Here is a 20,501-nt window from a genome sequence, read left to right as displayed (position 1 = left end):
CCACCGCCCCCATCCCCGGAGAACGAACGCCATGTCCGCCGAGACGCTGACCCCGCCGACCAGTCCACCGATGATCCCCTCCCCGCCGCCGCCGCACCGCTCTTCCCGCGCCAGGCGCGAGGCGGTGCGCGGGTGGCTCTACGCATCGCCGACCACGCTGTTCGTGGTGTTCGTCTTCCTCCTGCCGCTGCTGCTCGTGCTGCAGATGTCGGCATCCGACTGGCCGCTGCTCTCGGGCAACCAGGGCTGGAACCTCCCCGAGAACTACGTCGACGCCGTCGACCACCGCCTCTTCTGGGACGCCATCTGGTTCACCGTGAAGTACACAGTGATCACGACGATCCTCCTCATCGGCCTGGGCCTCGGGCTCGCGCTGCTGGTGCAGGAGTCCACCCGGTGGAAGTCGCTGCTGCGCACGTCGTTCCTCGTGCCGAGCGCGCTCGGCCTGGCCTCGGCATCCCTCCTCTTCTACGTGCTCTATTCGCCCTATGCAGGTCCGTTCGCCGACCTCATGCAGTCGTGGGGCTTCACGTTCCTCGGCACTCCCGAGGGCGCGCTGTGGTCGACCGTGTTCCTGATCGTGTGGCGGTACGCCGGCTTCTACATGCTGCTCATGCTGGTGGGACTGCAGGCCATCCCCGACGACGTCTACGAGGCCGCGCGCATCGACGGCGCCTCGGCGTGGCAGACCTTCCGCGGCATCACCCTTCCGCTGCTGCGGCCCACGTTCGCGCTCACCATCGTGCTGTGCGTCACCGGCTCGCTGCTGGCTTTCGAGCAGTTCTACATCCTCACCAAGGGCGGACCCGACAACAGCACCATGACGATCGTGCAGCTGATCTACAACGTCGCCTTCCAGGGCCAGAACAACCTCGGCATCGCGGCGGCGCTGTCGGTGATCGTGCTGCTGGCGCTCATCGTCATCAACATGTTCCAGCTGCGCGCGTTCCGCCGCACGGACGAGGACTGAGGCCCGCCATGTCCACACAGACACTTCCGTCGTCGACCCGCCTCATCGAGGTGCAGCCCTCCCGCCGCGCGCGGCGGTCCCCCGCGGCACGCATCGTGTTCGGCATCCCCTACGCGGTGCTGACCACGGCGCTCGCGATCATGTTCTTGTATCCCCTCATCTGGACCGCCGTATCGTCCATGGCCCCCCGCGCAGGCACCAGCCAGCCCGAAGGCTGGGGGCTCGGCAACTACGCCGCGCTGGCCAACTACCAGGCGGGCATCTGGGTGTATCTCGGCAACTCCACGTTCGTGGCGCTGCTGACGGTGCTGCTGACCCTGGTGGTCTCCACCCTCGGCGGGTATGCGTTCGCGCGATTCACCTTCCCCGGCAAGAACCTGCTGTTCCTGACGGTGCTCGCGATCCTGATGGTGCCCTACACGACGCTGCTCATCCCCCTCTACGTGATCCTCAACGCCGTCGGCCTCAGCAACTCCCTGGTCGGCGTCGCGATCGTCCTCACGATGTTCCAGCTGCCGTTCTCGATGTTCATGATGCGGATCTCGTTCGAGTCGGTCCCGCGCGAGCTCGACGAGGCGGCCCTGGTGGACGGCGCGACCACCTTCGGGGCGCTGCGGCTCGTGCTGCTGCCCGCGGTTAAGCCCGGGCTCATCACCGTCGGCATGTTCGCCTTCCTCGCCGCCTGGAACGACTTCATGGCGCCGCTGATCCTGATCACCGACACGAACCGGATGACGCTGCCGCTGGCCGTCTCGAACCTCCGTGTGCAGGTGCAGGGCGTCATCGACTACGGGGCGACGGAGGCGGGGGTGGTCGTGCTGGCCCTCCCCTGCATCGTGCTGTTCCTCGTGCTGCAGCGCCACTACGTCCGAGGATTCATGTCGGGAGCTTTCAAGGGATGACCATGCAGACCACTACCGCGCCCCAGGCGCCCGTCGCTCCGGCGCGGGGCCGCCTCCGCCCCCTCGGTCAGCAGGAGGTCCGCATCACCGGCGGCTTCTGGGGCGAGCGGCAGGCCGTCAACGGCCGCAACACACTCGCGCACATCGAGAGCCGCCTGGAGTCCGAGGGCTGGCTGGGCAACTTCGACCGCGCCGCCGCCGGCACCCTGCCGGACGGGCGCCGCGGACGCGAGTTCTCGGACTCCGAGGTGTACAAGTACCTCGAGGCGCTCGCCTGGGAGATCGGCCGGACCGATGACGCCGACCTCGAAGCGCGGTTCCGCGCCGTCGTCGGCCGTGTTGCGGCAGCTCAGGAGTCCGACGGATATCTCAACACCCGGTTCGGCCGCGCGGGCCAGGGAGCGCGATGGTCCGAACTCGAGTGGGGTCACGAGCTGTACTGCCTCGGCCACCTCTTCCAGGCGGCTGTCGCGCGGGAACGCACGCGCCCAGGGGCGGACGACGGACTGCTCCGCATCGCGGTGCGCGCCGCCGACCTGGTGTGTGCGGAGTTCGGCGCCGACGCCCGCGACGGGATCTGCGGCCACGCCGAGGTCGAGGTCGGGCTCGTCGAGCTCGCCCGGGCGACCGGCGAGCCTCGCTACCTCGAGCAGGCGCGCGTGTTCGTCGAGCGCCACGGCGGGGGCACCCTGGGTGACATCGAATGGGGGCGCAAGTACTTCCAGGACGACGTGCCCGTGCGCGAGGCGACCGCTCTGCGCGGCCACGCGGTGCGCGCGAACTACCTGGCGGCGGGCGCTGCCGACGTCGCGGTCGACACCGGCGACGACGAACTGCTCGGCGCTCTCCGCGGGCAGTGGGACCGTACCGTCGCGCGGCGGACCTACATCACCGGCGGCCAGGGTTCGCACCACCAGGACGAGGCATTCGGCGAGGACTGGGAGCTGCCGGCGGACCGCGCCTATTCGGAGACCTGCGCCGGGGTCGGGTCGGTCATGTTCTCGTGGCGCCTGCTGCTGGCGGGCGGCGATCCTCGGCACGCGGACCTCATCGAACGCACCCTGTACAACGTCGTGGCCACGTCGCCCGCGCCCGACGGCCGCTCGTTCTTCTACGCGAACACGCTGCACCAGCGTGTGCCCGGCGTGCCGGCGGACGAGGAGGCCACCTCGCCCCGCGCCTCGTCGTCGTTGCGCGCCCCCTGGTTCGAGGTGTCGTGCTGCCCCCCGAACGTCGCGCGGACGCTCGCGAGTCTCGACGCCTATCTCGCGACATCGGACGACGACGGCGTGCAGCTGCACCAGTACGCGTCCGCGAGCGTCGACACGACGCTGCCGGACGGCCGGATCGTCGCGTTCGACGTCGAGACGGACTACCCGGCATCGGGTCGGATCCGCGTGATCTCGCGGGGGGATGCCGCGCCCGACGAGCCGTGGACCCTCACGCTGCGCGTGCCCTCGTGGGCGCACGGCGCCCGCCTGCGACTCACTCCCGCGGACGGCGGTCCGGCCGAGGAGCGCGAGGTCGCACCGGGACGCGTGGAGGTCCGCCGAGCGTTTCGCGCCGGCGACACCGTCGAACTCGACCTGCCGATGACGCCGCGCATCAGCAGCCCGGACTCACGCATCGACGCGGTCCGCGGATGTGTCGCGATCGAGCGCGGCCCGGAGGTCTACGCGCTCGAGTCCGTCGACCTCGGGCCATCGGGCCCTGCCGACGTCGCCGACATCGTCCTTGCTCCGAACGCGAGACCCTTCGAACGCGACGGGCGCGTCTGGATCGACGTGACATCGATCGGCGCAGACGATTCCGCGTCGGCATGGCCGTACTCCGGCGCAGCGGCAGCGCCCGGGGGCGCAGCATCCGTCTCCGTCCCCCTGGTTCCGTACCACGAGTGGGCGGAGCGGGGACCCTCCACCATGCGCGTGTGGATCCCCGTCGCGACCTGAGTCAGGGCTTCGCCTGACTAGGGGTTCGGGTTCGTCGCCTTGCCGTCGAGCCACAGCATGTTCGACGGATCGGAGTGAGCGGTGCCGGTGCCGACGTGCTTGTCGCTGATCTGCGGGCCCTTGGTGATGACGTGGACGAGCGCCATCGCGTGCCCGCGACCAAGACCGTAGTCCGCGGCGAGCCACTCGACGATCGGCGCGGACTTCGTGCTCTCGTCGAAGCCCTTCTCGTGCGCCAAGTCGATGAACTGACGCGGCGTGAGGCCGGTCTTCTCCTCGATGTTGTCGAGATATGCCTGGAATGTCATATTCGTGATCCAATCAGTCGCTGGTGGGAATGTCGAGAACCCCGGGCTCGTCCTGCCACTCCTGGATGATGCGGTCCGAGGCGTGGATGCAGAGCACGCGCAGTCGTCCGCTTCCGGAGTTCTTGAAGCCGTGCCACGCGCCGGCGGGGGCCGTTGCGGTATCGCCGGCCACGGCATCCAGGGTCTCGCCGTCGATCGTGATGCGGGCCTCGCCGTCGAGCAGCACCCACGTCTCGGCGTAGGGATGGCGATGGATGTCGGGACCCTGCCCGGGCTCGTTGTCGACGAAGAAGTACGAGACGGCAGCCCCGTGCTCGACGCCGATGAATCGGCGCAGGCGTCCGGTGCCGACGACGAGCTCGGCAGCGGGGACGATGGCGGGAATGGTGGTGGTCATGAGGTGCTCCGTCCGCGTGCTGGTGGTGTGACTTCAGCCTCCTCGTCGTCGACCGGCCGCCCTATAGTTTCGATGTGGATCGAAAGTTCGTCGACTTCCAGCTCGCGCCGGACGACCTGACCACGATCAGGTTCGGCGTCTCGCCCGGCCACGAGCTGTGTCACGCGGTGCGCGCCCTGCTGCGACCCGACGAGTACCCCCTGCAGTGGGGATGGATGCGCACCACCCGCAGCGCCATCCCGCGTGAGGACTTCGAGGTGCTGGCGCTGCTGATCCGCGACGAGGGTTACTTCCCCGACTTCTTCACGACCACTCCGACGTGGGAGCTCACGCCCGAGGCGGAGGCGGAGCGGCTGCGCGACATCGACGACGACCGCTTCCGCGTCGACATGGCGAAGGTGCTGGCGCGCACCGGGGGCGCCCGTCGGGCCGCCGTCCAGCGCATGCTCGATCAGCCGGATCGCGCTCGAGCCATGATCGCGGAGGCGTGGCTGTCGGTCTGGAACGCCGGCGTCGCCCCGGTATGGACGCAGCTGGAGCGGCTGCTCCGCGCCGACATCGCGGTGCGGTCGCGACGGATCGCCGAGAGCGGCATCGGCGCCATGATCCAGACGCTGCACGATCGCGTCGCCTGGACCGACGGCGCGGTTCGCGTCACCATGCGGATCTGGAGCGAGGTCGTCGACTGCCGCGGCAGCGGACTGGTCCTGGTGCCGTCGGTGATGGGCACGACGGGATGCTTCGTGCTCACCGAGCCGCCGGCGCAGCCGACCCTGTTCTATCCGGCGCAGGGAGTGTCGGCGACCTGGGCGCGAGACGCCGCCGATGCGACCTCCGCCCTGGGCGCGTTGCTGGGACCGGCGCGCGCCCGCATCCTGCTCGACGCGCATGAGCCGAGGACCACGTCCCAGGTCGCGGGCGACACCGGCCTCGCGATCTCGACCGCGTCGCACCACCTCACCGTGCTGCGCGATGCCGGCCTCCTTGCGAGCACACGCGAGGGAGCGCGCGTGCTGCACCGCCGCACCCCGCTCGGCGAGGCGATGGTCGGCGCGGTGCTCTGACCCTGACTGGTCGCTGAGCTTCTCGAAGCGCCCTTCGACAAGCTCAGGGACCGGTGTTCGGGGACGACCCGACCCCGTAGCCAGGCGCCGTCCAGGTGGCGCCGGTAGACTGGTCGGGCCATCCTCGATGTGCATCTACCTGCCTGCGGCGCTCTTGGCTGCGGACAAGGCGGCACGCAATGCCGCCTTCTGCGGCAGGAAAGCCCCGAACCACGATGCACACGACCCTCACCGGCACGCGACAGCGCCCTGCGCAGACCGTCCGACGCCCGAGCCTCATTCGCGAGGCCGGCTACGCGTACTTCCCCATCGCGCTGATCGCGCGTCTGCCGTTCGCCATGATGGTGGTCGGCATCCTGACCCTCGTCGTATCGGCACGAGGATCGCTCGCCCTCGGCGGAGTGACGAGCGCGATGACCGGCCTGGGCACCGCGCTCGTCGGCCCCCTCCTGGGTGCCGCGGCCGACCGCTTCGGCCAGCGGCGCGTGCTGCTGATCGCCGGTGCGACGAACAGCGTCATGCTCGCGACCTTCGCCTGGCTGGCCTTCGCCCCTGTTCCGGATGCCGCCCTGCTCGCTGTCGCGTTCTTCATCGGCGCCTCGATGCCCCAGGTCGCGCCGCTCTCGCGGAGCCGCCTCGTCGGCATCATCGGACGCGCGTACCCGAAGGAGCGACGCACACCCGTCGTGAACGGCGCCATGGCGTACGAGTCGGCGGCGGACGAGATCGTGTTCGTCTTCGGTCCGGTCATCGTCGGCCTCCTGGCGACGACGCTCAACCCGGCGGCACCGGTGATCGGCGCCGCCGTGCTGGGCCTGGTCTTCGTGACCGCGTTCGCCCTGCATCCGACCGCCGCGAAGGCCGCGCCCTCCGCGGGCGGCGTGCGCCCCGAACAGGCGCCGCTGCGGGAGCTCTTCCGCGCGCGCGTGTTCGCGCCGGTCGTCGGCGCGCTCGGCATGGGCCTGTTCTTCGGCGCGATGCTGACCTCGCTCACGGCCTTCATGGCCGAGCGCGGCGTGCCCGAGCAGGCCGGTCTGGTCTACGGCGCGATGGGAATCGGATCCGCCGCGCTCGCGCTCGGCGTCGCGCTCTTCCCGTCGCGCTTCACCCTGCGCGCGCGGTGGCTGACGTTCGCGTCGATCCTCGTCGCCGGGGCCGTGTCGCTCCCGTTCGTCGGCACCGTCGGTGCGATGGCGGTCTGCCTGCTCGCGATCGGCGTGGGCATCGGCCCCACGCTCGTCACCCAGTACAGCCTTGCGGCAGCCTTCAGCCCGCGCGGACGCTCGGCGACGGTCATGACGATGCTCGGCTCGGCCGTCGTCGTCGGTCAGTCCGCCGCATCCGCCGTCACAGGCCTCGTGGCTGACAGCTCAGGAGCGACGACAGCCCTGGTCGCGCCGCTGGTCGCCGCCACCGTCGTCCTCGGTGCCGGCATCTGGAACGCGGTCGCTTCGCGCCACTGAGCCTGGGTGCCTCCAGATCGCGCGTTGTGAACGCGCTCATCACCGGCGCCGGCAGCGGCAGCACATCAGCGGCGCCCTCGCCGACGAATGTGATCCCTCACTTTCGGCCCGCAGGAGCGGAATCACGGGCTTGCGGACCCAACCGGCAAAACCGCGTTACGCAAATGTTACCGCTCACATCTTGCGCAACCCTGGAATGTGAAGGCTAACATTCAGGCGGACGGGCGGCCGAGCGCGGCCCGGGGCACAGTGACACACCGGCATCGACGCCGGACCCGAACGAGGAGGTTTTGGGAATGAAGAAGAGGATTCTCGCCGGTGCAGCGCTTCTGGGAGCGTTGGCGCTGGCGGCCACAGGTTGCGCGAGTTCGAACACCGGGGCCGGCGCAGCCGGCGACGGCGGTGGCGACGAGCTCGTGACCGTCGGCTTCGCGCAGACCGGTTCCGAGTCGGGGTGGCGCAGCGCCAACACCGAGTCCATGAAGGACGCGTTCTCCGAGGACAACGGTTTCGAGCTCGTCTTCAACGCGGCCGACAACGACCCGGCGGCACAGATCGGGGCCGTTCGCGACTTCATCAGCCGGGGCGTCGACGCGATCGTCATCGCCCCGATCGTGGAGGACGGATGGGACGACGTGCTGCAGGAGGCATCGGATGCCGGCATCCCGGTCATCCTCGAGGACCGCACGGTCACCTCGTCCGATGATCTCTACGCCAGCTGGGTCGGCCTCGACTTCAAGAAGGAGGGCGTGACCGCCGGCGAGTGGGCGGCAGAGAACTTCGGCGACACTCCGACGAAGATGGTCGTGCTCGAGGGCACCACGGGTTCGGCGCCCGCGAACGACCGTGCCGAGGGCTTCAACGAGGCGATCGACGGCACGGCGATCGAGACGATCGACTCGCAGACGGGCGACTTCACGCGCGACGGCGGCAAGACGGTCATGGAGGGCTTCCTCCAGAAGTACGGCCTGGACGGCATCGACCTGCTCTACGCGCACAATGACGACATGGCGCTCGGCGCGATCGAGGCGATCGAGGCGGCCGGCGGCGTTCCCGGTGAGGACATCAAGATCATCTCGATCGACGCCGTGCATGACGGCATGCAGGCGCTGGTCGACGGCAAGATCAACTTCATCGTGGAATGCAACCCGCTGCTCGGCGAGCTCGCCGCCGGTCTCGTGACCGACGTGCTCGCCGACAAGGACGTCGAGAAGGCGAACTACGTCGAGGACCAGTCCTTCACGCAGGAGCAGGCCGCCGAGGTCATCGACTCCCGCGCGTACTGATTCCCGCCCCGCGTCCGTCGGGGATCGGCTGAGGCCGATTCCCGACGGACGTCGGACTCGACACGACGCCCGAAGCCCGTATCCCGAGGCTCGAAGCCCGGACCCGACAGAAGACACGGACGCGCATGACCGTCAACGAAGACATCCCCGCCGTCGCGATGCGCGGCATCACCATCAGCTTCCCCGGCGTCCTCGCCCTCGACGACGTCGACTTCACGCTCCGCCGCGGCGAGGTGCACGCCCTCATGGGCGAGAACGGCGCAGGCAAGTCGACCCTCATCAAGGCGCTGACCGGCGTGTACCAGATCGACAGCGGCACGATCGCGGTCGACGGCGAGGAGCGCGTGTTCGCCGCCACGGCGGATGCGCAGGCGGCAGGGATCTCCACCGTCTACCAGGAGGTCAACCTCTCCGCCAACCTCTCGGTCGGCGAGAACGTGATGCTCGGACACGAGCCGCGTGGCCGTGCGGGCATCGACTGGAGGGCGGTGCACCGGCTCGCCGCCGAGCACCTCGCGGGGCTCGGCCTCACCATCGACACCCGCTCGATCCTCTCGAGCCATTCCATCGCGATCCAGCAGCTCGTCGCGATCAGCCGCGCCATGGTGCTCGACGCCAAGGTGCTCATCCTCGACGAGCCCACCTCCAGCCTCGACCGCGGTGAGGTCGAACGCCTGTTCGCCGTGATCCGGGAACTCCGCGATCACGGCGTCGCGATCCTGTTCGTCAGCCACTTCCTCGACCAGGTGTACGAGATCTCCGACCGCATCACGGTGCTGCGTAACGGCCGGCTCGTCGGCGAGCACGTCGCGGCCGATCTGCCCCGCGACAGCCTCGTGAGCCAGATGATCGGGCGCGAGCTCGACGAGCTCGCCGCGATCTCGCGCACCGCCGATCGCGCCATCGACCGGACGGCGACCCCCGTGCTGCGCGCGACCGGACTCGGACGGAGAGGGATGCTGGAGCCCGCCGACCTCGACATCTACGAGGGCGAGGTGGTCGGCCTCGCCGGGCTCCTCGGGTCCGGCCGCACCGAGCTCGTGCGCCTGCTGTACGGTGCGGACAAGGCCGACTCGGGCACCGTCGAGATCGGAGGTCGACCGGCGCGGCTGACGTCGCCCCGGCACGCGATCGACCACCGCATCGCGTTCTCCTCCGAAGACCGCCGCGCCGAGGGGATCATCGCCGACCTGACCGTCGCCGAGAACATCGTGCTCGGCATCCAGGCCAAGCGCGGATGGATGCGGCCGATGCGCCGCGCGGAGCGCGATCAGGTGGTCTCGGAGTACATCACGGCGCTCGGCGTGCGCCCGGCCGACCCCGACATGCTGGTGCGCAATCTGTCCGGCGGCAACCAGCAGAAGGTCCTGCTGGCCCGGTGGCTGGCGACCGCGCCGCAGCTGATCATCCTCGACGAGCCCACCCGCGGCATCGACGTCGGGGCGAAGGCCGACATCCAGCGGAAGGTCGCCGAGCTCTCGGCGCAGGGGCTGTCGGTCATCTTCATCTCATCGGAGCTCGAAGAAGTGCTTCGATTGGCACAGCGAGTCGTCGTCATGCGCGACCGACGCCGCATCGGCGAACTGGACTCCAGCACCGTCGACCTCGATCTGCTCATCGACTACATCGCCAACGAGGGCGAGGGGAGCGCAGCGTGAAGAAGCTCGTCACACATCGGCTGTTCTGGCCGGTCGCGGCCCTGCTCGCGCTGATCGTGGTCAACACGATCGCGCGGCCGCAATTCATCAGCATCACCGTGCGCGACGGCGAGCTGTACGGGGCGCTGATCGACATCCTCCGCAACAGCGCCCCGCTCATGCTCGTGGCCCTCGGCATGACTATCGTCATCGCAACCCGGGGCATCGACCTGTCAGTCGGCGCGATCATGGCCGTCTCGGGCGCGGTGGCGCTCACGATCATCGACACCTCCGGCGACCCGGGCAGCGGTGGCACCGTCGCCGTCGCGCTCCTGGTCGGCATCCTCGTGGCCCTGGTTCTCGGCGTCTGGAACGGCTTCCTCATCGCGGTGCTGGGCATCCAGCCGATCATCGCGACCCTCGTGCTGATGCTCGCGGGCCGCGGCGTCGCCCTGCTGATCACCGACGGTTTCATCACGACGGTCACCAGCGCGCCCTACAAGTTCATCGCGACCGGGTACGTCATCGGCCTGCCGTTCGCCCTGTTCATCTCCGTCGCGGCGATCGCGGTCATCGCGCTGCTGGAGCGGCGTACCGCGCTCGGCGTCCTGACGGAGTCCGTCGGCATCAACCCTGCGGCGAGCCGTCTGGCCGGCGTCCGAGCCCGAGGCATCGTCTTCGGTGCCTACGCCGCGAGCGGCGTGCTGGCCGGCATGGCGGGCGTGCTCTACAGCTCGAACATCATGGCGGCCGACGCGAACGCCGCGGGGCTGTACATCGAGCTCTACGCGATCCTCGCCGTCGTGCTCGGTGGCACGTCGCTCATGGGCGGCAAGTTCACCATCGCAGGAACCGTCGTCGGCGTCCTCACGATCCAGACGCTCGAGTCGACGATCCTGTTCCTCGGCGTGCCGTCTGCGCAGGCACCGGTGTTCTTCGCGGCGGTCGTGATCGTGGTGGTCCTGGTCCAGTCGCCGCGGCTGCATCGATGGGCGCGTCGACTGATCGCATCGCGCCGCTCCGGCGGCGGGAGCGCGAGCGGGAACACACCGCCAACCCCACCCACACCCTCAACGACGACGGAGCCGACGAAGGCGGAGGCGGTCCGATGACCACGACGACTCACACCGAGGCCGGGCGCCCGACGTTCGGCACCCGCTACGCCACCTTCATGAGCCGCCACTCCTCGCTCATGCCCATGTTCGCGGCCATCGTGATCCTGATCGTGCTGCTCGTCGGCGCGCAGTTCGCCTTCGGCAACTTCATCACGCCCCGCAACCTGTCGGCGCTGCTGCTGAACAACGCCTACCTGCTGATCCTCGCGGTCGGGCTGACGTTCGTGATCCTGACGGGCGGCATCGACCTGTCGGTCGGATCGGTGATGGCGTTCACCGGCATCCTGTGCGCCAAGCTGCTGGCCGAGGGCCTTCCGGCCGTCGTGGCGATTCCGCTGATGCTGCTCGGAGGCGCTGCGATCGGGCTCTTGATCGGAGTGCTCGTGCAGTACTTCGATGTGCAGCCGTTCATCGCCTCACTGGCGGGGCTGTTCCTCGCGCGCGGCCTGGCCTTCGTGGTCAGCCTCTCCTCGATCCGCGTGGAGGACCCCGCCGTGCTGTGGCTGCAGCGGACGCGGCTCACGGTGGGCGACTGGTACCTGACTCCCACCGGCATCCTCGCCCTCCTCGTCGTCGCGGTCGGCATCTTCGTGACGCAGTGGACGCGCTTCGGGCGCACGATCTACGCCATCGGCGGCAACGAGCAGTCGGCGCGGCTGATGGGTCTGCCGGTTGCCCGGACGAAGATCCTCGTCTACGTCATCAGCGGCGTCTGCGGCGGCCTCGCCGGCCTCGTCCTCACTGCCTACTCGGGCGCCGGGTATCCGCTCAACGGCGTCGGCACCGAACTGGACGCGATCGCCGCGGTGGTCATCGGCGGCACGCTCCTGACGGGCGGATCCGGCTACGTGATCGGCTCGATGATCGGCGTGCTCGTGTACGGCATCATCAAGACGATCATCGCGTTCATGGGCGCGGAGCAGTCCTGGACCCGCATCATCATCGGCGGGCTGCTGCTGCTCTTCATCGTCGTGCAGCGGTTCATCGTCACCCGGTCCGAGCGTCGCCGTTGACCCGAGTGCCATGAGCGGGCCTGCTCGCGTCTCACGACATAATGGCGTGATGGACGAGCGGCGTCCGCTCATGGAACTCACCGGGGCGACGGTAAGGTTCGGCGCGGAGACCGCGCTCGACGACGTGCGCTTCCGCGTGTTCCCCGGCGAGGTTCACTCGCTCATGGGAGAGAACGGCGCCGGCAAGTCGACGCTCATCAAAGCGCTCACCGGGGCGCTGCAGCTCGACAGCGGGCGCATCGAGCTCGACGGGCACCCCATCCGGTTCGGAACACCGGCCGACGCGCTGCGCGCCGGGATCAGCACGGTCTACCAGGAGATCGATCTGCTGCCGAATCTCACGGTGGCCGAAAACATCTGCCTCGGCCGGGAACCTCGTCGCTTCGGCACCATCCACTGGTCCGCGATGCGGGAGCGCGCCGCGGAGGTGCTGTCGGGGCTCGGCCTGACGATAGACCCGGCATCGATGCTCGGAAGTCACTCGCTCGCGATCCAGCAGCTCGTCGCCATCGCACGGGCGATCTCGATCGACGTCCGGATGCTCGTGCTGGACGAGCCCACCTCCAGCCTCGACATCGATGAGGTGGCTGAGCTCTTCCGGGTGATGCGCGACCTCAAGGAGCGCGGCGTCGCGGTCATCTTCATCTCGCACTTCCTGGACCAGGTCTACGAGATCGCAGATCGCATCACCGTGCTCCGCGGCGGCCGGCTCGTCGGCGAGTACCTGCCGAGCGAGCTGCTGCGCATCGACCTCGTCGAGAAGATGCTCGGACGCAGCGCCTCGGATCTGGGCACACGCGATCGCGTCGAGGCAGCGCCGGAGGCGGCATCCGCTCTTCTCCACGCTGAGGGCGTGACGGTCGCTCCCGGCATCGCCGACGCAGACGTCGTGCTGCACGAGGGCGAGGTGCTCGGACTCGCCGGGCTCCTCGGCTCGGGACGGACTGAGCTGGCGCGCGCGATCACCGGCGCCGACCGGCTCGACGCCGGGATCATCACGATCAGCGGCAGATCGGTGGAACCGAGAAGCCCGCGCGAGGCGATCACGTTCGGCGTCGTCTACTCGTCGGAGAACCGCCGCACCGAGGGCATCATCAGCGAGCTCAGCGTGCAGGACAACATCACGCTCGCGCTGCAGGCCGAGCGGGGGATCTTCCGACGCATGCGGGATCAGCGCCGCCGCGAACTGGCGATGAGCTGGATCGAGGCGCTCGACATCCGGCCCCCCGATCCCGACCGCCCGGCGGGCACGCTGTCCGGCGGCAACCAGCAGAAGGTGCTGCTGGCACGGCTGCTCGCGCTGTCACCGCGTGTGCTCGTCCTCGACGAGCCGACGCGGGGCATCGACGTCGGCGCCAAGGTCGAGATCCAGAACCTCGTGGGCGAGCTCGCCGACAACGGACTGTCGGTGGTGTTCATCTCGGCCGAGCTCGAGGAGGTGCTGCGCGTCGCCGGCCGTGTCGCCATCCTTCGCGGCGGTCGCGTGGTCGACACGCTGCCCTCCGACGCGCTCACCGTCGATTCCCTCATGGCCCTCGTCGCACAGGCCGACGACGCCGACGAGGAGGGAGCGCGGTGACCGACGAGAAGCAGGCGCGCTCCGCGAACATCTTCGATGTCGCCCGGCTCGCGGGCGTCTCGCACCAGACGGTCTCGCGGGTGCTCAACGACCTGCCCAACGTCCGCCCCGCCACCCGCGCACGGGTGGAGCAGGCGATCGCGCAGCTGCGCTACAGTCCCTCCCCCGCTGCCCGCGCACTCGTCACGCGCCGCACCCGCACGATCGGGCTCGTCGCGCCCGGGGTCTCGGACTACGGCCCGACGTCGGTGGCCACGGCCTTCAACTTCGCTGCCCGCGCCGAGCGCTACAGCGTCGAGACGGTGAGCGCTCTCGATCCCGACCCCGCCGCCGTGCGAGAGGTGATCGAGTCGCTGCTGCGCCAGCGGGTCGACGCGATCGTGCTGATCGTCGTCGACATCGGCGTGCTCGAGGTCGTCCGGGGCCTCGATCTCAGCATCCCGGTGGTGGCCGCCGCCGCGACCGCGCGCCGGAGTCCCCTCATCGTGTCGATCGATCAGTACCGGGGCGCCCGATCGGCGGTCCGCCACCTCGCCGAACTCGGCCATACCCGCATCCTCCACCTCGCCGGCCCCCAGCGCGCTCCGGACGCCGTCGAGCGCATCCGCGGCTGGCGCGACGAACTCGGGGCGCGCCGCCTCGAGGTCGTCGAGCCGAGGCACGGCGATTGGTCGGCGGCCAGCGGCTACCGGCTGGGCGCCGACCTCGAGATCGATCCCGGGACGGCGGTGTTCGCATCCAACGACCACATGTCGATCGGTCTGCTGTCGGCGCTGCGCGAGCGCGGGCTCCGCGTGCCCGAGGACGTCAGCGTGGTCGGCTTCGACGACGTGCCCGAGGCGGGCTACCTCTACCCGGCGCTCACCACGGTGCGCCAGGACTTCGCGAGCCTCGGCGAACTCATGATGCAGAAGGTGCTGATCGCGGTGGAGGAGCCCGACAGCGTCACCGAGGACACCCCGCTGCCCACGCATCTCATCGTGCGCAACTCCACCCGGCCGCAGCGTCACGGCACCGCTCAGGCCTGACGCCCTCTCGCGCATCCGCCCGGACGACGGGGTGCTACGGCGTCGCGGCGGCGAGCAGCCGCCGCATCTCGGCCATCGCCTCCTCGGACTGCGCCAGCAGCACGCGCAGCCGCTCGGCCGTTTCGCCCGGATCGGGTACGGCGGCAGCCGCAGTGGTCGCCTCGTCTGACAGAGCGTCGACATCGCTGCCGTCCGCCGTGCCCGCGCCGGCCGAGACCCCCGTCTCTACGGCACCCGCCACCGCACCGGCCGCCACCCCCTTGGCCGCGTGGCGTGCGATCGACGGCTGCGACGCGCTCGCGTCGGTGCTCGAGGCAGGCTGCGCGGCGGGCCCGGCGCCTGAGGCCTCCTCGGCCGAGGTGTCGCCCGGATCGGCGGACGCGGCATCCGTCTCCGCCGCCGCGGCTGCGCCCTTGCCGGGCCCGAGGAACAGGTTCGCCAGGTATCCGGTGAAGGTGCCGAAGATGCCGACGCCGACGACGATGATGAGAGTGCCGATCAGCCGGCCGACGTTGGTCACCGGGTACTGGTCGCCGTAGCCGACCGTCGAGATCGTGACGATCGTGTACCAGAGCGCGTCCGAGGCCGTCGTGATGTTGGCGCCGTCCGCGTCCTCCTCGACGTACAGGATCGTGATGCTGCCGAACTGCAGGACGAGCACGCCCATCAGCAGCAGGGTCATCAGCGCGCTGTTGGCGCGGTCGTGGATGAGCGTCGCCCAGACCGTGCGCGGACCGAGTTCGCGCAGGAGCCGGAACACGCGCAGCAGCCGGAACACGCGCAGGACCTTGAACTGCGGGAACGGGAGGCTTGCCAGCAGATCCGCCCAGCCGAATCCCCGGAAGAAGTAGCGCCCCGCCGACGGCGCCGTCGAGATCCGGTAGATGAAATCGCCGAGGAAGATGGCGCTGAACAGCGCGTTCATGACCGACAGGACGAGTTCCACCGCGCCGTCGCCGGCGATGGCGTAGACGAGCACCAGGTTGATGATCGACAGGATCGACAGCGCGCCGATGAAGATCTCGTACGCGGTGTTCTTCAGCTCGGAGCGCGCGGCGGCCCGCAGCCGCGCGCGCTCACGGGAACGTTCGCGGATCTCGGAGAGGGAACGGGCCATGTCGGCTCCTCGGATCGGACCATGCCGGACACCCTCCGGCTGATGCCCCATTGTCCACGTACCGCTCCCCGCGGCGCGACCGGGCCTTCGCCGTCATCCGAGACCGAGGCCGAGGCGCTCAGTCCAGTACCGTGGTGCGCTCCCCGGCTTCGACCCGCACGGCGAGGCGGTTGTTCGCCGGCGGCAGCGGGCACACGTAGTGGTCGCTGAACGCGCACGGCGGCAGGTAGGCGTCGTTGAAGTCGACGGTGACCGAGCCGTCCGCGGCCGGCGCCTCGATCTCGAGGAAGCGGAAGCGGTACGCGTCGACGTTGCTCGTGGCATCCGCGATCACGGCGCTGAGACCCGACTCCGGGTCTCCGGTCACCGTGAGCTCGACCGGCGCGCCGCCGACCTCGAGGGCGATCGTGCCGACGGCCGGCTCTTCGCGCTCGTATCCGTCGACGCTCCGGATGACGTTGATCTGCCCCTCAGGCGCCGGACGGAACACACCGGTGATCGCCCACGCGTCGTCGTGAGGGAAGGACAGGATGCCGCGCAGCCGCGTGCGTCCGGAGATCTCGGGGTCGAAGACGCGCAGCGCCGGCGCGCCCTCGCGGCTGATCGCCTTCAGCCGCAGGCGGCCGACGTCGAGGTGCTCTCCGGGCGCCAGGACGACCTCGTCGAGCGGTGCGTCCGACGCGTCCGACCGCAGCGCCGTGCCGACCACGCGGTCGTCCGCCGCGCGCCAGAGCCCCGGCGCGCCGTCGTAGGCGCGGGGCTCGTCATCCAGCCAGTGCGTGTACCGCAGGGCGGCGACACCGTGCTCGGACGCGACGGCGTTCCAGCGGGCGTCGGTGACGGTGTCGGGGGTGCTCGTGGGGAGGGTCATGCGGGTCCTTCGTCGGGGTGCGGGCGGCGGTTTCGCCCTCCCCATCCCAACACGCCGCGGGCGTACCCATTCCCACGGCCCGCGCGCCTCCGTCACGCGGCGTCACGCGCGGTCGCGGGAGTACCTTGCAGTTCTAGGTAACTTGTACTTCTATGTACGTAGGTGTTCTACGTATGGAGGACGATGTGAAGATCGGCAAAGACCTCGTGGCCGCGGCTGCGACGCCGATGGTGCTGGGCATCCTCGCCGACGGCGAGTCGTACGGCTACGCCATCCTGCAGCGCGTCGGCGAGCTGTCGGGCGGCGAGCTGGAGTGGAGCGACGGCATGCTGTATCCGCTCCTGCACCGGCTCGAGCGGCTCGGGCACGTCGAGTCGTCGTGGGGCGCCTCCCCCAGCGGTCGCCCGCGCAAGCACTACCGACTCAGCGCCACCGGCCGCGCCGCGTTCGCCGAGCAGCGGCGGCAATGGGCGGTCGTGAGCCGGGCGCTGCAACGCGTGTGGTCCGACCGCGACGGCGGCACCGACTTCGCGGGCGCCCCGGCGTTCGGAGGTGCGTGACATGGCAGACGACCTCGAACCCCGCATCGAGGAGCAGATCTCGGCGTGGCGCGCGTACGTCTCGCGCCCCGAGGCGATCGACGGCCGCGATGTCGACGAGCTCGAAGACCACCTGCGCGGTCAGATCGATCGTCTTGAAGCCTCCGGTCTCGACGGCGACGAGGCGTTCCTCGTCGCGGTGAAGCGCCTGGGCGGACTCGACGACCTGTCTCGGGAATTCGCCCGCGAGCACTCGGACCGGCTCTGGAAGCAGCTGATGTTCCCGGGCGCGCCGCGCGCCGCCCGCAGCGGCGCCGGTCTTGCCTTGGCCGTCGGGCTGGCGATCGGCGCGGCGCTGGCGATCCAGCTTCCGGCGGTGTTCGGCATCCGCTTCGGTGAAGACGGCGACTTCTACGCACGCTTCGGGTCCCTGCTCGTTTTGCCGTTCCTCGCGGCCTACTTCCTGGTGCGCCGCCGGGCATCCGCCGCGACCGTCGCCGTGGTGGGCGTGCCGTTCCTTCTCACCGCCGTCGTGATGGCGGTGTACCCGTTCGCACCGGACGGCTCGACACTCGTACTGGCGGCCACCCATGCGGCCGTGGCGCTGTGGATCGTGACGGGCATCGCCTACGTCGACGGGCGCGTCAGGTCGAGCCGCGCCCGGATGGACTTCATCCGGTTCACCGGCGAGTGGCTGGTGTACCTCGCCCTCATCGCCCTCGGCGGCGGCGTGCTGGTGGCGCTGACGATGGGGGTGTTCTCGGCGATCGGCCTCGACGCCGAGTGGTTCGTCGAGCAGTTCATGGTGCCGTGCGGCGTCGCCGGAGCCGTCGTCGTCGCGGCGTGGCTCGTCGAGGCGAAGCAGAGCGTCATCGAGAACATCGCCCCGGTGCTGACCAAGCTGTTCACGCCGCTGTTCACGCTGCTGCTGCTGGCCTTCATCGTCGCGGGGCTCGTGCAGGGGAACCTCGTCGACGGGGGCGAGACCGAGGTGTTCGGCCAGCGCGATCTGCTCATCCTCTTCGACATCGTGCTGGTGGTCGTCGTGGGCCTGCTGCTCTACGCGCTGTCGGCCCGCGAGCCGCTCGCCCCGCCCTCGTGGTTCGACCGGCTCCAGCTGCTGATGGTGGCGGCCGCGCTCGTCGTCGACATCATGGTGCTCGTCGCGATGATCGGGCGGATCGCGGAGTGGGGGGCGAGCCCCAACAAGCTCGCCTCGCTCGGACTCAACGTCATCCTGCTCGCGAACCTCGTCGGCGCGGCCTGGCTGCAGCTGCGGTTCACGTTGCGCCGCACGCCTTTCGAGCGCCTGGAGCGGTGGCAGACGGGCTTCCTGCCGGTCTACCTGGCGTGGGCGGCGATCGTCGTCGTGGCGTTCCCGCCGCTGTTCGCGTTCGCGTAGACCACCCCGGGGCCGGGCCGGGCCGCGATCGCCTCGAGGAGCACCTCGTCCCATCGCTCGAGGAACGCCGGCAGGCCGTAGAGGGCCAGGGCGTGCTCGCGCGCCCGGGCGCCCACCTCGGCGGCCCATTCCGGCTCCTCGAGGAAGGTCCGCGCGGCCCTGCGCAGATCGTCGACGTCGGTCGAGACGACGCCCGTGCCGGCGGCGACCGCCCGTACCGCCTCGGTCGTCGCGAGCGCGACCACCGGCATCCCGAGATGCATGGCCTCGATCAGCGACAGTCCGAGCGAGGTCCAGCGGAACGGATGCAGGTACACCCGGCGGCGGGCGAACTCGGCGTGCAGGCGCCGGGGCGCCACGCTCTCGATGCCGGTGATCGCCGCGTCGTCGTCGAACGCCTCCCGCAGCAGGCCGGCGTCGATGCCGAAGACGTCCAGCGGCGCTTCCCGCGTGAACGCGGGCAGCAGATCGGTGCCGACGGCGCGCCATCTCCGCACCGGTTCGTTGACGACGACGCCGATCCGGGCCAGTTCCCCGGAGTAGAGCGGGCCCGGACCGGGCACGCCGTGCTCCACGACGGCCGTGTGTGCGATCCCGTTGTCGCAGAACAGCCGGTTGAAATGGGTGACGTGGACGATCGGGATGTCCCGGCGATCGGCGAGCGGATGCCGCGTGGTGAACGCAGCGGGACCAGGGGTGTTGTGCTCGAGATAGACCGCTGGCAGATCCCGGCCCGGCACGCGCCCCGTCGGCGACTCGACGAGGTCGATCTCCTCCGGACGCTGCAACACGACGATGTCGATGTCTTCTCCGCGCAGGTCATCGAGCGCGACCGGCCGCGCCCGCTCCCATCCCCCGCCGCCGCCGACGCCGTCTTCGCCGGGCCGCACGCTGCGCACCGGCAGCAGGTACTCGTGCTCGCCGCGGACGAAGGCGTCGGTGTATCCGCCGTGAATCGGCCAGAAGAGGACCTGCACGTCGCGCCTGCCTAGTAGTCCTCGGGTGCGAGATCGCCCTGCCCCGCGTCGCCGAGCTCGGCGATCTCAGGGCTGAACCCCTGGGTATCGGGCTGGCTGGCCGCGGACGGCAGATCCTCCCGCGGCACCTCGTCGCCATCGGACGGCAGGTGCGCGGGATCGTCCCCCGTCGCCGTCTCGATGTCGGGATCCTCGCCCGCGTCGAGCGCGGTGGTGCGATCCCACTCCGCCTGTGCCGGGTCGCGCGTGGGATCCGGCTCTATCGACGTATCGCGGTCGCGGAGCGGCTGGATCCCGGCCTGCTCCGTCCCCAGCTGGCCGTCGGGTGCCGGCGGGATGTCGGCGGGAAGACTGTCGGACATGAGGTTCTCCTCTTCTCGAGCTCGGTTCAGACGTCGGACGCGGGATCACGCCTCGCGGGTCGCCCCGCCGTGGATCTCGCCGCGCCAGCCGCCCGTCTCGCGGCCCCGCTCCTCGATGAACTCCTTGAAGCGCTCGAGGTCCTTCTTCGCGGCGCGCTCGTCGATGCCGAGCGCGGCGCCCGTCTTCTCGGTGAACGACTCGGGCACCCAGGTCATCTCGAGGGAGACCCGCGTGCCGTCGCCCGCCGGCACGAAGCTGACACGGCCGGTGTGGAGCTTCTCACCGTGGCTCGCCCAAGAGATATGGTCGTCGGGCATCTGGTCGGTGATGGTGGCGTCGAACTCACGCTCCACTCCCCCGATGTTGACGACCCAGTGGGTGCGCTGGTCGTCGAGCTGATCGATGCGGTCGACCGCGGACATGAAGCGCGGGAACTCCGCGAACTGCGTCCACTGGTCGTACACGGCCCGGATGGGGGCGTCGACGTCGATCTCTGCTGTCACAATGCTGGTCGCCATGAC

The 20,501-nt window shown here is 70.0% G+C and carries 20 protein-coding genes; 13 read left to right on the top strand and 7 right to left on the bottom strand.

Translation table 11 applies throughout. The annotated features are described in order from the left end of the window. The first annotated feature begins 31 nt into the window (after positions 1-31). The 3 genes from NCG93_RS16865 to NCG93_RS16855 are packed head-to-tail and all read left to right on the top strand — an operon-like array spanning position 32 to position 3,821. The gene (locus NCG93_RS16865; RefSeq protein WP_241741585.1) at positions 32-970 is read left to right on the top strand and encodes a carbohydrate ABC transporter permease; all 939 of its coding nucleotides are present in this window, start codon (positions 32-34) and stop codon (positions 968-970) included. An 8-nt stretch (positions 971-978) separates the two neighbouring features. Continuing rightward, the gene (locus NCG93_RS16860; RefSeq protein WP_194412908.1) at positions 979-1,872 is read left to right on the top strand and encodes a carbohydrate ABC transporter permease; all 894 of its coding nucleotides are present in this window, start codon (positions 979-981) and stop codon (positions 1,870-1,872) included. Further along, the gene (locus NCG93_RS16855) at positions 1,869-3,821 is read left to right on the top strand and encodes a glycoside hydrolase family 127 protein (RefSeq protein ID WP_206687300.1); all 1,953 of its coding nucleotides are present in this window, start codon (positions 1,869-1,871) and stop codon (positions 3,819-3,821) included. Before NCG93_RS16860 ends, NCG93_RS16855 begins: the two co-directional genes overlap by 4 nt. Before the next feature lie 17 nt (positions 3,822-3,838). Here NCG93_RS16855 and NCG93_RS16850 read toward each other — a convergent pair whose 3' ends face one another. Both NCG93_RS16850 and NCG93_RS16845 read right to left on the bottom strand, forming a co-directional pair. Then, positions 3,839-4,129, bottom strand: coding sequence for a DUF4287 domain-containing protein (locus NCG93_RS16850; protein ID WP_194412906.1), 291 nt, complete (start codon positions 4,127-4,129; stop codon positions 3,839-3,841). A 13-nt stretch (positions 4,130-4,142) separates the two neighbouring features. Further along, positions 4,143-4,526, bottom strand: a complete 384-nt coding sequence (locus tag NCG93_RS16845) for a cupin domain-containing protein (RefSeq protein WP_194412905.1) — start codon at positions 4,524-4,526, stop codon at positions 4,143-4,145. Between the two features lie 74 nt (positions 4,527-4,600). On the opposite strand from NCG93_RS16845, the gene NCG93_RS16840 reads away from it, so the two are divergent. The 8 genes from NCG93_RS16840 to NCG93_RS16805 all read left to right on the top strand — a co-directional run bounded on the left by NCG93_RS16840 (position 4,601) and on the right by NCG93_RS16805 (position 14,711). Next, positions 4,601-5,590, top strand: coding sequence for an ArsR/SmtB family transcription factor (locus NCG93_RS16840; RefSeq protein WP_194412904.1), 990 nt, complete (start codon positions 4,601-4,603; stop codon positions 5,588-5,590). A gap of 215 nt (positions 5,591-5,805) precedes the next feature. Further along, on the top strand, positions 5,806-7,053 hold the full coding sequence (locus tag NCG93_RS16835) for an MFS transporter (protein ID WP_194412903.1): 1,248 nt from the start codon (positions 5,806-5,808) through the stop codon (positions 7,051-7,053). A 296-nt stretch (positions 7,054-7,349) separates the two neighbouring features. Continuing rightward, entirely contained in the window at positions 7,350-8,339 is a 990-nt protein-coding gene (locus tag NCG93_RS16830; protein WP_194412902.1) for an ABC transporter substrate-binding protein, read from the top strand. A gap of 125 nt (positions 8,340-8,464) precedes the next feature. Continuing rightward, positions 8,465-9,997 carry a sugar ABC transporter ATP-binding protein gene (locus NCG93_RS16825; RefSeq protein WP_194412901.1) on the top strand — a complete coding sequence of 511 codons (1,533 nt, stop codon included), beginning with the start codon at positions 8,465-8,467 and terminating at the stop codon, positions 9,995-9,997. Continuing rightward, entirely contained in the window at positions 9,994-11,088 is a 1,095-nt protein-coding gene (locus NCG93_RS16820) for an ABC transporter permease (protein WP_194412900.1), read from the top strand. The genes NCG93_RS16825 and NCG93_RS16820 overlap by 4 nt, the downstream gene beginning before the upstream one ends. Further along, positions 11,085-12,104, top strand: a complete 1,020-nt coding sequence (locus tag NCG93_RS16815; protein WP_194412899.1) for an ABC transporter permease subunit — start codon at positions 11,085-11,087, stop codon at positions 12,102-12,104. Before NCG93_RS16820 ends, NCG93_RS16815 begins: the two co-directional genes overlap by 4 nt. A 49-nt stretch (positions 12,105-12,153) precedes the next feature. Then, a complete protein-coding gene (locus NCG93_RS16810) occupies positions 12,154-13,683 on the top strand; it encodes a sugar ABC transporter ATP-binding protein (RefSeq protein WP_194412898.1) in 1,530 nt (509 codons plus the stop codon). Then, entirely contained in the window at positions 13,680-14,711 is a 1,032-nt protein-coding gene (locus tag NCG93_RS16805) for a LacI family DNA-binding transcriptional regulator (RefSeq protein WP_194412897.1), read from the top strand. The genes NCG93_RS16810 and NCG93_RS16805 overlap by 4 nt, the downstream gene beginning before the upstream one ends. Before the next feature lie 34 nt (positions 14,712-14,745). On the opposite strand, the gene NCG93_RS16800 is transcribed toward NCG93_RS16805, so the two are convergent. Together NCG93_RS16800 and NCG93_RS16795 are read right to left on the bottom strand one after the other, a co-directional pair. Then, the gene (locus tag NCG93_RS16800; RefSeq protein ID WP_206687299.1) at positions 14,746-15,828 is read right to left on the bottom strand and encodes a potassium channel family protein; all 1,083 of its coding nucleotides are present in this window, start codon (positions 15,826-15,828) and stop codon (positions 14,746-14,748) included. Between the two features lie 118 nt (positions 15,829-15,946). Then, positions 15,947-16,699, bottom strand: a complete 753-nt coding sequence (locus NCG93_RS16795; RefSeq protein ID WP_194412896.1) for a DUF1684 domain-containing protein — start codon at positions 16,697-16,699, stop codon at positions 15,947-15,949. A gap of 185 nt (positions 16,700-16,884) precedes the next feature. Between NCG93_RS16795 and NCG93_RS16790 the strand changes: the two genes are divergently transcribed. Together NCG93_RS16790 and NCG93_RS16785 are read left to right on the top strand one after the other, a co-directional pair. After that, on the top strand, positions 16,885-17,259 hold the full coding sequence (locus tag NCG93_RS16790; RefSeq protein ID WP_194413754.1) for a PadR family transcriptional regulator: 375 nt from the start codon (positions 16,885-16,887) through the stop codon (positions 17,257-17,259). Between the two features lies 1 nt (position 17,260). Then, the gene (locus NCG93_RS16785) at positions 17,261-18,640 is read left to right on the top strand and encodes a permease prefix domain 1-containing protein (RefSeq protein WP_194412895.1); all 1,380 of its coding nucleotides are present in this window, start codon (positions 17,261-17,263) and stop codon (positions 18,638-18,640) included. Here the strand turns inward: NCG93_RS16785 and NCG93_RS16780 are convergent. The 3 genes from NCG93_RS16780 to NCG93_RS16770 are packed head-to-tail and all read right to left on the bottom strand — an operon-like array spanning position 18,580 to position 20,498. Then, positions 18,580-19,617, bottom strand: coding sequence for a glycosyltransferase (locus NCG93_RS16780; protein ID WP_194412894.1), 1,038 nt, complete (start codon positions 19,615-19,617; stop codon positions 18,580-18,582). The genes NCG93_RS16785 and NCG93_RS16780 overlap by 61 nt on opposite strands. 11 nt (positions 19,618-19,628) lie before the next feature. Continuing rightward, positions 19,629-19,979 carry a sugar ABC transporter ATPase gene (locus tag NCG93_RS16775; RefSeq protein WP_194412893.1) on the bottom strand — a complete coding sequence of 117 codons (351 nt, stop codon included), beginning with the start codon at positions 19,977-19,979 and terminating at the stop codon, positions 19,629-19,631. 45 nt (positions 19,980-20,024) lie between these two features. Then, positions 20,025-20,498 (bottom strand): SRPBCC family protein, encoded by a 474-nt coding sequence (locus NCG93_RS16770; protein ID WP_194412892.1) that lies wholly within the window; start codon positions 20,496-20,498, stop codon positions 20,025-20,027. Positions 20,499-20,501: the final 3 nt, after the last annotated feature.

It is taken from the genome of Microbacterium yannicii, from assembly GCF_024055635.1.
GTDB classification, from domain to species: domain Bacteria; phylum Actinomycetota; class Actinomycetes; order Actinomycetales; family Microbacteriaceae; genus Microbacterium; species Microbacterium yannicii.
This window is presented reverse-complemented; position numbering and strand designations above follow the sequence as displayed.